General features: G+C 58.8%; 14 protein-coding genes. 7 read left to right on the forward strand and 7 right to left on the reverse strand.

Annotated elements, in window-relative coordinates; all coding sequences use genetic code 11:
- Positions 1–29: 29 nt before the first annotated feature.
- The 6 genes from GTP58_RS08830 (at position 30) to GTP58_RS08855 (ending at position 4,520) form a co-directional block, all read left to right on the forward strand.
- A complete protein-coding gene (locus GTP58_RS08830) occupies positions 30–1,421 on the forward strand; it encodes a YdiU family protein (protein ID WP_373924729.1) in 1,392 nt (463 codons plus the stop codon).
- A gap of 14 nt (positions 1,422–1,435) precedes the next feature.
- A complete protein-coding gene (gene msrB, locus GTP58_RS08835) occupies positions 1,436–1,834 on the forward strand; it encodes a peptide-methionine (R)-S-oxide reductase MsrB (protein WP_161077098.1) in 399 nt (132 codons plus the stop codon).
- A gap of 9 nt (positions 1,835–1,843) precedes the next feature.
- Entirely contained in the window at positions 1,844–2,473 is a 630-nt protein-coding gene (locus tag GTP58_RS08840; RefSeq protein WP_161077099.1) for a septation protein A, read from the forward strand.
- The gene (locus tag GTP58_RS08845) at positions 2,470–2,751 is read left to right on the forward strand and encodes a BolA family transcriptional regulator (protein WP_161077100.1); all 282 of its coding nucleotides are present in this window, start codon (positions 2,470–2,472) and stop codon (positions 2,749–2,751) included. Before GTP58_RS08840 ends, GTP58_RS08845 begins: the two co-directional genes overlap by 4 nt.
- Before the next feature lie 120 nt (positions 2,752–2,871).
- Complete coding sequence (locus GTP58_RS08850) at positions 2,872–3,648, forward strand: peptidyl-prolyl cis-trans isomerase (protein WP_161077101.1); 777 nt, start codon at positions 2,872–2,874, stop codon at positions 3,646–3,648.
- Positions 3,649–3,740: 92 nt separating this feature from the next.
- Positions 3,741–4,520 (forward strand): peptidylprolyl isomerase, encoded by a 780-nt coding sequence (locus tag GTP58_RS08855; protein ID WP_072781738.1) that lies wholly within the window; start codon positions 3,741–3,743, stop codon positions 4,518–4,520.
- 327 nt (positions 4,521–4,847) lie between these two features.
- On the opposite strand, the gene GTP58_RS08860 is transcribed toward GTP58_RS08855, so the two are convergent.
- From GTP58_RS08860 to purL, 3 genes are all read right to left on the reverse strand, one after another.
- Positions 4,848–5,420 (reverse strand): PEP-CTERM sorting domain-containing protein, encoded by a 573-nt coding sequence (locus GTP58_RS08860; protein WP_229215468.1) that lies wholly within the window; start codon positions 5,418–5,420, stop codon positions 4,848–4,850.
- 58 nt (positions 5,421–5,478) lie between these two features.
- On the reverse strand, positions 5,479–6,057 hold the full coding sequence (locus GTP58_RS08865) for a PEP-CTERM sorting domain-containing protein (protein ID WP_229215469.1): 579 nt from the start codon (positions 6,055–6,057) through the stop codon (positions 5,479–5,481).
- Positions 6,058–6,228: 171 nt separating this feature from the next.
- Positions 6,229–10,278 (reverse strand): phosphoribosylformylglycinamidine synthase, encoded by a 4,050-nt coding sequence (gene purL / locus GTP58_RS08870; RefSeq protein ID WP_161077102.1) that lies wholly within the window; start codon positions 10,276–10,278, stop codon positions 6,229–6,231.
- Positions 10,279–10,505: 227 nt separating this feature from the next.
- Between purL and GTP58_RS08875 the strand changes: the two genes are divergently transcribed.
- Positions 10,506–12,146 carry a response regulator gene (locus GTP58_RS08875; RefSeq protein ID WP_161077103.1) on the forward strand — a complete coding sequence of 547 codons (1,641 nt, stop codon included), beginning with the start codon at positions 10,506–10,508 and terminating at the stop codon, positions 12,144–12,146.
- 2 nt (positions 12,147–12,148) lie between these two features.
- Here the strand turns inward: GTP58_RS08875 and GTP58_RS08880 are convergent, their stop codons facing one another.
- The 4 genes from GTP58_RS08880 to GTP58_RS08890 form a co-directional block, all read right to left on the reverse strand.
- The gene (locus GTP58_RS08880) at positions 12,149–13,156 is read right to left on the reverse strand and encodes a TraB/GumN family protein (protein ID WP_161077104.1); all 1,008 of its coding nucleotides are present in this window, start codon (positions 13,154–13,156) and stop codon (positions 12,149–12,151) included.
- A gap of 10 nt (positions 13,157–13,166) precedes the next feature.
- Complete coding sequence (locus GTP58_RS31045; protein WP_167544250.1) at positions 13,167–13,307, reverse strand: hypothetical protein; 141 nt, start codon at positions 13,305–13,307, stop codon at positions 13,167–13,169.
- Positions 13,308–13,397: 90 nt separating this feature from the next.
- Positions 13,398–13,922, reverse strand: a complete 525-nt coding sequence (locus tag GTP58_RS08885; protein ID WP_161077105.1) for a Clp protease N-terminal domain-containing protein — start codon at positions 13,920–13,922, stop codon at positions 13,398–13,400.
- A 2-nt stretch (positions 13,923–13,924) separates the two neighbouring features.
- On the reverse strand, positions 13,925–14,161 hold the full coding sequence (locus GTP58_RS08890) for a helix-turn-helix domain-containing protein (protein ID WP_161077106.1): 237 nt from the start codon (positions 14,159–14,161) through the stop codon (positions 13,925–13,927).
- Positions 14,162–14,191: the final 30 nt, after the last annotated feature.

Raw genomic sequence — 14,191 nt, forward strand, 5'->3', positions numbered from 1 at the left:
CCTTGCCGCCTGCGTTCTACACCCGTTTGATGCCGACCCCGCTGCCCGCACCGTATCTGGTGAGCGTCAGCGCTCCGGCTGCGGAGCTGATCGGCCTGACGCCGGCGCAAGTCGCCGACGGCCTGGATATCCTGATCGGCAACGCCGTGCCGGAGCGCGCGCAGCCGCTGGCCGCCGTGTATTCGGGCCACCAGTTTGGCGTGTGGGCCGGCCAGCTGGGCGACGGCCGCGCCATCCTGTTTGGCGAGGTCGCGACGCCGCAAGGTCCGCTCGAGTTGCAATGGAAAGGCGCCGGCCTGACGCCATACTCGCGCATGGGCGATGGCCGCGCAGTGCTGCGTTCGTCGATCCGCGAATTCCTGTGTTCCGAAGCCATGCAGGCGCTGGGCATCCCGACGTCGCGCGCGCTGTCGGTGGCGGGTTCCGACCAGGGTGTGGTGCGCGAAACCATTGAAACCTCGGCCGTGGTGGTACGCATGGCGCCCAGTTTCATCCGCTTCGGCTCCTTCGAGCATTGGTACTACCGCAAGAAAAACGACGAACTCAAGGTGCTGGCTGATTACGTCATCGACCGCCACTATCCGGCGCTGCGCAGCGCGGAAAACCCGTATGCCGCCCTGCTGGAAGAAGTCACGCGCCGTACGGCGCACACGATCGCGCACTGGCAGACAGTGGGTTTCATGCACGGCGTGATGAACACCGACAATATGTCCATCCTGGGCCTGACGCTGGATTACGGCCCCTACGGCTTCATGGAAGCGTTTGATGCCAACCACATCTGCAACCACACTGACCAGCAAGGCCGCTACTCCTACGCCAACCAGCCGCAGATTGGCCACTGGAACTGCTACGCGCTGGCGCAAGCGCTGCTGCCGCTGATCGGCGAAGTCGAGCCGACCCAGGCCGCTTTGGACGTCTATCAGCCCGCGTTCGCCGCCAAAATGGACGAACTGCTGCACGCCAAACTGGGCCTGACCATGCTGGACGAGCACCTGGACGCCGACCGCACACTGTTTGACGATATGTTTGCGATGCTGCCCGGCGTCGATTTCACGCTGTTCTTCCGCCGCCTGAGCGGCATGCGTGCGGCCGATGCCAGCGGCGACGAGCCGCTGCGCGACCTGTTCATCGACCGCGCCGCGTTCGACGCCTGGGCGCAACGCTACCGCGCCCGCCTGCACGCCGAAGCCAGCGACGACAGCGCGCGCGCGCTTGTGATGAATCAGGTCAACCCCAAATATGTGCTGCGAAACTACTTGGCCCAAGTGGCCATTGAAAAAGCGCAGAATAAGGACTTTTCCGAGGTGGAACGCCTGCTGGCCGTGTTGCAGCGTCCCTACGACGAACAGCCCGAACATGAGCACTATGCCGCCTTGCCGCCGGACTGGGCAAGCCACCTGGAAGTCAGCTGTTCCTCTTAAGCGAGTACTAAGCCATGAGCAATAAAGTCACCAAACCCGACGCCGAATGGCGCGCCCAACTGGACCCGATGGAATATCAAGTGACCCGGCATGCCGCCACCGAGCGCGCATTCACCGGCAAGTTCTGGGATCATCACGAACCCGGTATTTACACCTGCGTGTGCTGCAACACGCCGTTGTTCCGTTCCGACACCAAATTTGACTCTGGCTGCGGCTGGCCCAGCTATTTCGAGCCCATCGACCCGGCCAATGTCATCGAGAAAGTCGACCGTACCCATGGTATGCTGAGAACGGAGACTATCTGTGCCGTGTGCGACGCCCACCTCGGCCATGTATTCCCGGACGGCCCGCCGCCGACCGGACTGCGTTACTGCATCAACTCGGCGTCCCTGCGCTTTGACCCACAAGACTAATAAGACATCATGAAATTCCTGTTCGACTTTATCCCGGTACTACTGTTTTTTGCAGCCTACAAACTGACTGGCTTGAATGCCGATGCGGCCCAGCATTTCATCAACACTTACCTGAGCGGCATGATTTCCGGTGGCTCCGTCACGCCAGAGCAATCGCCTATCGTCATTGCGACCCTGGTCGGTATTCTGGCCACCATGGCGCAAATTGGCTGGATCAAGCTGCGTGGCCGCAAGGTTGACGGGATTTTGTGGCTGTCGCTGGGCATGTTCGTCGTGTTCGGCGGCTTGACCATTTACCTGCACGATGAAGACTTCATCAAATGGAAGCTCAGTATCGTGTATTGGCTGCTGGCGGCCCTGCTGCTGGTCAGCGACCTGGTGTTTAAAAAGAACCTGATGCGCAAATCGATGGGCGAGATCATTGAATTGCCGGATCAGATCTGGACCCGTCTGAATCTGGCGTGGATCGGTTTCTTTGTGTTTATGGGTGCATTGAATTGGTATCTGGCCTTTGTGCTTTTCAAAGGCAATACCGACGCCTGGGTCAACTTTAAAGCGTTTGGCGCCACCGCTATCATGTTTGTATTTATCGTGGCGCAAACGGTTTATTTGTCGCGTCATATCAAGGACCAGGCATGAACCCGAATCAGGATACCCGCCTGGAGCGCATGCGCGCCCGCTTTATCGACAAACTCAATCCTGTGGAACTGGTGCTCGATGACGACTCCGCCGCCCACGCCGGCCATGCCGGCGCGGCGTCCGGTGGTGGCCATTACAACGTTAGAATTGTTTCGTTACAATTCGAAGGCCTTAAACTCGTCACGAGACATCGACTCGTGTATGATTCCGTGCACGATATGATGCATAAAGAAATTCATGCATTGGCCATTACCGCATTGGCTCCGTCCGAAGTATGATGTAGCGCTTGGAACGGTGAGGCTGCTATCGGCTTTTAAAATAATTGAAGACAAAGACAGATAGTTAGTCCAACCCCATCCGAGTACCTCGCTAAACTTTCCCTATTACAGGAATTAATAATGACTTTCAAGCCAGCCAAGTTGCTGATTGCACTTCTCGTTGTCGCTGTTCCAGCTTTTGCGCAAAACGTTGCCGTTGTTAATGGCAAGGCTATTCCAACTTCGCGCGTGGACGCGGTCGTCAAACAAGTCGTGGCCCAGGGCCAGCAGCCTGATTCCCCACAACTGCGCGATCTGATCAAGAAAGACCTGATCGGCCGTGAAGTCATGATGCAGGAAGCGGAAAAACAAGGTTACGCCAAGAACGCCGACGTCAAGACCGCGCTCGAGAACGCCCGTCAAGCCATCATGATCAACGCCATGGTTGCTGATTACGTCAAGAAAAACCCGGTATCGGACGCTGATATCAAGGCCGAATACGACCGCTTTGTTGCCCAGGCTGGCGACAAGGAATACCACGTGCGCCACATCCTGCTGGGCACCGAAGCCGAAGCCAACGACGTGATCGCCAAGATCAAGGGCGGCGCCAAGTTTGAAGACCTGGCCAAGCAGTCGAAAGACACCGGCTCGGCAGCCAATGGCGGCGACCTGGACTGGGCTTCGCCTTCGTCCTTCCCACCAGTGTTCTCGCAAGCCTTTGTGGCCCTGCAAAAAGGCCAGGTTACCGAGAAGCCAGTGCAAACCCCTAACGGTTTCCACGTGATCAAAGTGGACGATATCCGTGCCGCCAAACTGCCAACCCTGGAAGAGGTGAAGCCACAAGTGGCCGAAGCACTGACCCAGAAGAAACTGCAAGCTTACCAAGAAGAACTGGTCAAGAAAGCAAAAGTGCAGTAATGTTATGAAAGGCGGCGCCCTGCGGGGCGCCGTTTTTGATTCAGCGTTGGTATCATGCGCCCTTAGCGTGTACTTTTTATAGGATTTAAATAATGATGTTGAAACCAGCCCGCCTGTTGTTAGCACTGATCGCTGTCGCTGCAGCACCAGCATTCGCGCAGAACGTCGCGACCGTCAATGGCAAGGCTATTCCTGCCGCCAAGGTTGATCAAATGGTTAAGCAAGTCGTTGCGCAAGGCCAGCAACCTGATTCGCCGCAACTGCGCGACATGGTGAAAAAAGAACTGATCGGCCGTGAAGTATTGCTGCAGGAAGCGGATAAACAAGGCTACGGTAAAAAGCCTGAAGTCAATGCCGCAATCGACAATGCCCGTCAAAGCATTATCATCAATGCGATGCTGGCTGATTATGTGAAAAAGAATCCAATCAAAGACGCTGATATTCAGGCTGAGCTGGATAAATATAAAGCAGCAGTTGGCCCAACCGAATATCACTCGCGTCATATTCTGGTAGCGACCGAACAGGAAGCCAAGGATATTATCGCCAAGCTCAAAGGCGGCGCCAAATTCGAAGACCTGGCCAAAGCATCGAAAGATCCAGGTTCGGGCGCCAATGGCGGCGATCTGGGCTGGATGTCCCCAGGCAAACTGGTCAAGCCATTCGCCGATGCCATGGTGGCACTGAAAAACGGTGAAACCACCCAGACCCCGGTCAAATCGGAATTCGGCTACCACGTGATCCGCCTGGAAGAATCGCGTCCAACCAAGTTCCCTACCCTGGACGAAGCACGCGGCCAGATCAGCGAAGGCCTGATGCAGCGTAAGATCGCCGCATACCGCGAAGAACTGATGAAGAAAGCCAAGATCCAGTAAGCTGGATTCCGGCAGCAAGAAGCGCCTGTACGCAGGCGCTTTTTTTACGTCTTGTTCGCACTGATAAATGGCTTGAACGCGCCAACTACTAGCATGAAACCCGGCTTCTTGAATGTAGGGAAACGCGTATCGCTTTACTTCACCAATTGGGCTGACGCGATAAAGCCGATAAAACACCTATTATTTAATTACTCTTTTTCATTCAAAAATCCATCGGCGGCGAAATTACGCGCACCATGCACCGGATGCGGTACGGATATTCACACATAAAGAAAAAGAGCGGCTTGCGCCGCTCAGTTTTAGATGCCAATAAACCCCGCTAATCAATCAAGCCTGACGACGGCGGGCGCAAACAGCCAATAAACCTGCACCGACCAGCATCATGCCATAAGTGGCAGGTTCTGGAACCGCAGTAACCTGCCAGGTATAGTTGACTTCTGCATCTTCCGGATTTTGACGGTAATAAGGCCCCACACCTGACACATACATTTCCATACCGATGGTCATGGGATATGGCCAAGTCGGATCAACGGTGTAACTATAAAACGAACCCGTGAAACGATCGCCGTCGAGATTCTGGCCACTAGTATAAAAATCGTTGTTATAACCACTGAACGAGACCACGGGTTTAACGCCTGTGCCCGCGATAAATGGTTGAGTTGTCCAGGTATCAAAAACCATACCGTTATACGTAAAATTCTTAAACACCACGTCACTGATGATGTCGCCATTACTCTGTCCAGTGAAGTCCGCCGTCACAGTAACGGGGATCTCGTGCATGGGTGCATCATACGTTGTTGACGTAAAGGTATAACTAAGGTGAAACTGTTCGGTTGCAGCGAAGGTAGCTGTGCTGCACAAGATTCCCAAAGTAGCAATCATTCCCTGAGCGATTTTCATTTTTTTCTCAATCACGTAAGTGTTGAAGTTATTGAAGCCTATGTCATGCCGTATCGGATCAAGCCTTGCGGCGGCGCGCCGTTACGCCAACCAGGGCTGCACCGAGCAGCAGCATGCCGTAGCTGGCCGGCTCAGGGACGGCGCTAACACGCCAGCTGTAATTAATTTCCTGGTCTTCTGGCGTGTAGGAATAGAGTGGCTCGATCGTCGGGACGAACATTTCCATGCCAATTTGCGGCGGAGGCTGCACAGGTATATCAAGGAAGGTATAGCTGAAAAAAGAACCGCTATAGGGATATTCGGGGCCGCCAGCACCATGAACGTAAAAATCGTTGCTATAACCGCTGAATGAAATGACCGGCGCAGCATTCTGACTACCCGGGAAGGCCATCGCCCTCCCTGTGTGGAGCACGTTGCCATTGTAGGTAAAGTTTTGGAAAGACAGGTTTGTGATGACATCGCCATTCTGCTCGCCGGTGAAATCAGCCGTGACGACAACGGGAATCGTATGCATTGCCGAGTCGCCCGGCACCTGCGCCGTGAACGTGTAATCGAGGTGAAAGCGCTCAACAGCTGCGTACGAAGCGCTGCTACAGAAGATACCCAAGCCAACAATTAGCCCATGAATCCGTTTCATATAATCTCCATAAGGTTGCAAAACAATATTTTCATCATTGCAATTATTATGGATTTTATATTTATAATTTCTTGTCGTCTAGCCTAATTGCAAAAAAAATAAACCCCGGAGCTGTATGTCAGCTTCCGGGGTTTATTTCTTTATGCAGGCCATCTGCCTGCGCCGCGTTGTTTAGCCTACAAACTTGCGTGCATTGCGGAACATCCGCATCCAAGGCGATTCCTCACCCCACGACTCCGGCGCCCACGAGTGCTGGACGGAACGGAACACACGCTCAGCGTGCGGCATCATGACGGTGAAGCGGCCATCCGGCGTGGTCACCGAGGTCAGGCCTTGCGGCGAGCCGTTCGGGTTGTACGGATAGGCTTCGGTGGCGGCACCACGGTTGTCGATGAAGCGCATCGCCGCAATCGCGTCGCCGATGTTGCCGGTCTGCGAGAAGTCGGCATAGCCTTCGCCGTGCGCAATCGCGATTGGCGTCTGGGTGCCGGCCATGCCGTTGAAGAAGATCGACGGCGAATCCAGTACTTCCACCATCGCAAAGCGGGCTTCGAACTTCTCCGACTTGTTGGTGGTGAACTTGGGCCATGCCTGCGCGCCGGGGATCAGCGGTTTCAGGTTGCTCATCATCTGGCAGCCGTTGCAGACGCCCAGGCCGAAGGTGTCCTGGCGTGCGAAGAACTTGGCGAACTGGTCCGACAGCGCGTTGTTGAACAGGATGGTCTTGGCCCAGCCTTCGCCCGCGCCCAGTACGTCGCCGTACGAGAAGCCGCCGACGGCGATAATGCCCTGGAAGTCATCCAGCTTGGCGCGACCCGAGATCAGGTCGCTCATGTGCACGTCGACTGCGGTGAAGCCAGCCTGGTGCATCACGTAAGCCGTCTCGATATGCGAGTTGACGCCCTGCTCGCGCAGGATGGCAACGCGCGGACGCACGCCGGTGGCGATGAACGGCGCAGCGACGTTCTCGCTCAGCTCAAACGTCACTTTCGGCGTGATGCCTGGGTCTTGCTCGTCCAGCAGACGGTCGTATTCCGCATCGGCGCAAGCAGGATTGTCGCGCAGGCGGGCGATACGCCAGCTGGTTTCGCTCCACAGGCGGTGCAGTTCAACGCGCGGCTTGGTGTAGATGATCTTGGCGTCGCGTGTGAACTCAATCACGCCACGGTCGTTCGGCTTGCCAATGATGTGGCTGCAGGCGCCCAGGTTGAACGAACGCAGCACATCCATCACGACCGACTTCTCGTCAGCACGCACCTGGATCACCGCACCCAGCTCTTCCGAGAACAGCGCGCGCAGAGTTTGCTCGTTGCGGCGTTCGGCGATCTGGGTAGCCCAGTTCTTGGCATCGCCCTGGTCGGCGCCATGGCCTTCTTCCAGCGTCAGGATGTCGAGGTTGATCGACAGACCGGCACGGCCAGCGAAAGCCATCTCGGTCAGCGTACCGTACAGGCCGCCATCCGAACGGTCGTGGTAGGCCAGCAGCTTGCCGTCCTTGTTCAGTTGCTGGATCGCAGCGAAGAAGGCTTTTACGTCTTCCGCGCTGTCCACGTCCGGCACGCTGTTGCCCAGCTGGCCCATGACTTGCGACAGCGACGATGCGCCCAGACGGTTTTTGCCACGGCCCAGGTCGATCAGGATGATGGCGGTGTCGCCGGCATCGGTACGGATTTGCGGCGTCAGCGACTTGCGCACATCGTACACCGGCGCAAACGACGACACGATCAGCGATACCGGCGACAGCACGGCCTTGGCGTCATCGCCTTCTTTCCAGGTGGTGCGCATCGACAGCGAATCCTTGCCGACCGGGATGCTGATGCCCAGCGCCGGGCACAGTTCCATACCAACGGCCTTGACCGTGTCGTACAGCGCTGCGTCCTGCCCAGGCTGGCCGCAAGCGGCCATCCAGTTGGCCGACAGCTTGATGTCTTCGATCGAGTTGATCGGTGCAGCAGCGATGTTCAGCACCGCCTCGGCAACCGCCATGCGGCCCGACGCGGCAGCGTCGATCACGGCCAGCGGCGTACGCTCGCCCATGGCCATCGCTTCGCCCTGGTAGCCTTCAAAGCTCATCGCCGTCACGGCGCAGTCCGCTACCGGCACCTGCCATGGGCCGACCATCTGGTCGCGCACCGACATGCCGCCCACGGTACGGTCGCCAATGGTAATCAGGAAGGATTTGTCGCCAACGGTCGGCAGCAGCAGCACGCGCTTGGCGGCTTCTTCCAGATCCATGCCGGTCAGGTCGATGGCCGGGAAATCGTTTTGCACGTGATGGACGTCGCGCTGCATCTTGGGCGGTTTGCCCAGCAGGACTTCCATCGGCATATCGACCGGGCTGTTGCCCAGGTCCGGATCGATCAGCTTCAGCTGACGTTCTTCGGTGGCAGTACCGACCACGGCGAACGGACTGCGCTCGCGTTCGCAGATGGCCTGGAATACCGGCAGATCGGCTGGTGCAATCGCCATGACATAGCGTTCCTGCGATTCGTTGGACCAGATTTCTTTCGGCGCCATGCCGCTTTCTTCCAGCGGAATCTTGCGCAGATCGAAGATCGCGCCGCGCTTGGCGTCGTTGGTGATTTCCGGGAAGGCGTTCGACAGACCACCCGCGCCAACGTCGTGGATCGAGATGATCGGGTTGTTCGCGCCCAGCTGCCAGCAGCTGTTGATGACTTCCTGCGCACGGCGTTCCATCTCTGGATTGCCACGCTGGACCGAGTCAAAGTCCAGGTCCGCCGTGTTGGTGCCGGTTGCCATCGACGAAGCAGCCGAGCCGCCCATGCCGATCCGCATGCCAGGGCCGCCCAGCTGCACCAGCAGGCTGCCGACCGGGATGTCGTTCTTGTGCGTGTGCTGCGACGAGATATTGCCGATACCGCCAGCAATCATGATCGGCTTGTGGTAGCCGAACACGGTGTCGTGCGCGCCGGCAAACTGCTTGCCGATGTTTTGTTCGTAGGTACGGAAGTAACCGCCGAGCACCGGACGGCCAAATTCATTGCTGAACGCGGCGCCGCCAAGCGGACCGTCGATCATGATTTGCAGCGGCGACGCGATGCGCTCCGGCTTGCCGTATGGCTGGCCGCTGTCGCGGTAGTCAGCCACCGGTGCGGTCACGACCGCGTCGCTTTCCCATGGACGTACGGCACCCGGCAACAGCAGGTTCGACACGGTAAAGCCGGCCAGCCCGGCCTTGGGCTTGGCGCCGCGGCCGGTTGCGCCTTCGTCACGGATCTCGCCGCCGGCGCCGGTCGAAGCGCCAGGGAATGGCGAAATCGCGGTTGGGTGATTGTGGGTTTCCACTTTCATCAGGGTGTGCGTCAGTTCGGTGACTGGCGCATATTCCTGGTTGCCCGACTGCGGGAAGAAGCGCATCACTTCGGCGCCTTCCATGATCGACGAGTTGTCGCTGTACGCCACCACGGTGCCTTTCGGCTGCAGCTGGTGGGTGTTCTTGATCATGCCAAACAGCGATTTCGGCTGGGCCACGCCATCGATGGTCCAGTCGGCATTGAAGATCTTGTGGCGGCAGTGTTCCGAGTTGGCCTGCGCGAACATCATCAGTTCAACGTCGGTTGGATTGCGGCCGGCCTTGGTGAAGGCGGCATCCAGGTATTCCACTTCGTCGTCCGACATGGCCAGGCCGAGGTCGGTGTTGGCCTTGTCCAGCGCAGCCTTGCCGCTGCCGATCACATCAATGGCTTCCAGCGGACGCGCTTGCAGCTCGCGGAACAGGCCTGCGGCCTCATCCGCCGAGCGCAGCACCGATTCCGTCATGCGGTCGTGCAGCAGCGCGGCGACGGCCTGGATTTCCTCGTCCGACAGCTTTTTCGGTGCGCCGATCGAGCTGCCCAGAATGCCGGTCTTCAGGTTGATGCGGTACGCCACGCCACGCTCGACACGCTTGATGTGCGCCATGCCGCAGTTGTGGACGATGTCGGTGGCTTTCGAGGCCCATGGCGAAATCGTGCCGAAACGCGGGATGACGAAGAACTCTTCGGCATGGCCTTCGGTGTTGTCGGCGTGGGCCGGCTCACCGTAGGTCAGCAGACCACCGAGGCGGCTGGTGTCGTCGGCCGACAGCGGCTGGGCGGCATCGATGAAGTGGACATAGCGCGCCTGAACAGCGGCAACAGATGGCAGCACAGCCTGCAGTTGGTTCAACAGACGTTGGCTACGGAATGCGGACAGGGCGTTGGAGCCCGGCAGAATCAGCATGGTTGGAAGATAGTTGATGCAGCTAGGCTGCGGTTTAAAGGGGAATGAGGCACGAGATACTTGGTCTTGCAGATTTTCCTTTGCCGACATTATACCCGCTATCAGCGTTGCCATATAGTGCCTCTACCTGGCAAAAGCTGCCACAGAAGCAACATTTCGCGCCAAAAATAAGGTATTTTCACTTGCCATGGAGTATGCTGAACAAAACTTAGCATGGATGTAAAACAATGGCAGAATATAGCGACTTGTCAGTGCTGATCGTTGATCCCAACCCCGGGATGCGCGGCAACCTGCACAATATGCTGAGCCAGTCATCGATCACAAAAATTGACTATGCGGTCAGTTCCGGCACGGCGATCCGCCAGCTGGCGAAAAAACCGTTCGACATTATTTTGTGCGAGTACGACCTGGGCAATGGGAGCGGCGAGAACAATGGCCAGGACGGCCAGCAGCTGCTGGAAGACCTGCGCCATCACAAGCTGATCCAGCCCTGGACCATCTTCATCATGCTGACCTCGGAAGGCGTCTACAGCAAGGTCATCGGCGCCGCCGAGCTGACCCCGACCGATTACGTGCTCAAGCCATTCACGGTCGACGCCCTGCTTCAGCGCATCCGCAAAGCCGTGGACCGGCGCGAGGTGTTCCTGCCGATCTACCAGTTGATCGAGTTTGGCAATATCCGCAAGGCCATCGCCGACTGCAAGGTCGCCGAGGAAAAGAACCCGCGCTACGCGGTCGACTTCGCCCGCCTGCGCGCCGAATTGCTGTTCGATCTCGAAGAACTGGCCGATGCGGAATTGATTTACCAGTGGATCCTGATGACCAAGCCCATCGCCTGGGCGCACCTGGGCCTGGCGCGCTGCCTGTTCGGGCAACAGAAATATCTGGAGACGCAGGAGACGCTGGAAACGCTGCTGGAACAGAATCCCCGCTACATGGCGGCCTACGACCTGCTGGCCCGCACGCACGAGGCGCTGGGCCAGCAGGAAGCAGCAAAAAAAATCCTCGAAGACGCGGTGGCGATTTCCCCGCACATGGTGCGCCGCCTGCGCCATCTGGGTGAGGTCGCGTTTGAGGCGGGCGACGTCGGCGTGGCCGAAAAAGCCTTCAAGCAGGTGGTGGCCAAGGCCAAGTATTCCGAATTCCGCGATCCCGAAGACCACGTCAAGCTGGTCAAGACGCTGGTCAAGAAAGGCGATGCCAACCAGGCCAGCGGCGTCATCCGCGACATGGAGCGCTCGCTGCGCAGTGGCCCGAATGTGGACGTGTGCCGCGCGATTGCAGCCGGTATGGTGCAGGAGATGGCAGGCAATATAACCGCCGCCGCGACCGAGCTGACCAATGCCGTCAACTCAGTGGCCGGCAGCCGCGGCTTGTCGACCGGCCTGAAAATCGGCCTGGTACATAGCTGCCTCAACATCAAACTGGATCAGCAGGCGTCCGACCTGATGCTCAACCTGATGAACGACGTGGAGAGCGGCGTCTCGATGGACGATGCCGTGAATGTGTTTGAGAAGGCCGGCCGCCACGACCTGGCGCAGGGCATGGGCGAACAGATCAAGATTCAGGTGGACGAGCTCATCGCGCACGCGGCCGACCAGCGTTCACACGGCGACCTGCGCGCGGCGGTGGATACTTTGAATGCCGGCCTGCGCAAGGCGCCGGGCAATCTGGCGTTGCTGCCAGCTGCCGCCTCGGCCATCCTCAAGCAGCTGGATGACCTGGGCTGGGAGGCGCCGCTGGCCGAACAATGCTACTTCCTGCTGGAGCGCATGCGCCGCCTGGACCCGACGCATCCGTCACTGGAAGCGCTGACGGCGCAATATCACCACACCCAGCGCAAATACGGTATCTCGGCCGTGGCCTGACTTTAGTCCGGGGCGTCGATCTGGTAGCCCTTGGCCTTCAACGCGGCGAGATAGTTGCGGGAACCGAGAATATTGCCGAGGCCAAGGACGGCAAAACTGGTGTTGTTGGTGCTGATCGCCTTTTCCGCCGCAATCACCCAGGCGTCCTGGATGCGCTGCTCCAGGTTTTGCCAGCCGGGCTGATTCTTGACAAAACCAGCGCCCATCATGGCATCGTCGCAGGCGCTTTCCTGGTCTGGATAGCTGAGTTTCTGTATGCCTTCCAGATCGCCTTTGGCCCAGGCGTTGGCGCGCACGCGCATGCCGTCCAGATCCTGCTCCAGGCGGGACACGGTTTTGGTAAAGCATTCGGTATCCGCCAGCGAGGAATTCTTGAAATCGCTGAGCGCCTGCGATGCGCCACTGGTATCGAGTGCAATCGCGGTCTCGGTGACTTTGATGTTGTGCTCCTTGACGATGCCGCGCAGCTTGGCGCCCACCGCCTGGCCCTTGTTCAGGCCGGCCTGTTTGAGGCCAGCATCGAACAGCGCCTGCGCCGCGAAGATGGGACGTTCCTGTTCCACATCGTTATTCCTGGGCAGGTATTTGGCTTTAAGCGGCTGCCAGCGCGCGTAAATATCGGCGGGCAGCACTTCCTTGAGCGAGGCGCCGTCAGGATTTTTCTTCAAGCCGATCAGCTTGGGCAGCAAGGTCAGGCCGCGCAAGATGCCAACATGAGCCGAAGCGCCGGGCGGCGCCAGGTATTCCTGCGATTGCGACAGAATGTTCTCGACCTGCTGCGAGCGCCACTCCATCTTCTCCGGCAGCGGGCCGTAGCTGCCAAACACCCACAGCACGTGGCCGTCCTTGCTCACCTTCCACAGGCCGGGGCCGGGACGCTGGCCAACCAGCAGCACTGTCTCGCCTGGTGCCGCCGCTGGCTCGGCCTCCGTGGGCGGGGCCTCGGTCTGGGCCCAGGCCGTGGAGAGCGACAAGGACAGGCAGAGCGCTGGCAGCAGGTATTTGGTCATGAACGGGCTTTCAGAAGGAAATCAGGCCGGGCGTCAGGCAGTGGCTGATGATGTACCAGGAAGCAAAGTACAAGCCGCAAAGCAGGAAGGCCAGAATAATCGCCGTGCGCGACGAATTACGGGATTGAAAAATCCTGAGTAATGTACGCATCGTGCCCTCCTCTTGCCTGTCGAAAACACGACTGTACGTCGGCGGCAAAGTCGCAGACAAGCAAGGAATCCGGGGTAGCAGATTTCAGCACTACCGGTATTGAGATACAGCACGCAACTCCGCCTCTGCGGCGCTGCTCAGTACATTCAGGTCAATGCCGGCGGCTTTAAAAGCGCGTCCAGCCGCACTGTGGGCCATCGAGGCGGCGGCCAGCAAAACATGGGCGCCACACAGCGGCGCCGGCAAGCGCTGCTGCAACTCGGGCAGGCGGCGCATCAGGCTCTGGCCCGAAGGCTGGGCATCGAACAATGCTGAAGGCGGTACTGGCAGCGGCGCTTCGGCGTTCGGCGTCGCGGCGGCAGCGCCGTCCAGCCCCATGGCGCTCAGCGCGTCGCCATGGCGGCTGGCCAGCGCCGCGCGATACGCTTCCGGATTGACGCCAATGCGCGCAAAGACGCGACGTGCGGAGCCGTCTTCCAGGTCCAGCGCGGCCAGTGTGTAGTGCTCGGCGCCAGGATGCTTGTGGCCCTCCTGCAGCGCGCGCTTCTCTGCGTCCAGTGACAGGGCCATGATAGTACGGGTATCTTTCCAGCGCTGTTTCAGTTTGGCGAACATGCTCAGTCTCCGGTGAGGTCGGCTGCGCGCCGCGAGGCGCATGCTGCAGCGTGTTTTTTATGGGCCGCCTGCCGGGTCACACCAAGCGCTTCGGCGATCTGGGCCCACGTCCAGCCTTGCTCCACCGCCTGCCGCACGGCCTTGCGCTCGATCTGGTCGGCCAGTTCGCGCAAAGCCAGGGCGGCCGCCATTGCGTCGCCCGGCTCTTCCGGGATGTTGAGGTGGTGGAGATCGGTCATGCGTCAACTGTAGTTGACAACACGGGGAAT

The sequence above is a fragment of the Duganella sp. CY15W genome (genome assembly GCF_009857555.1).
Classification (GTDB): Bacteria; Pseudomonadota; Gammaproteobacteria; order Burkholderiales; family Burkholderiaceae_D; genus Rugamonas; species Rugamonas sacchari.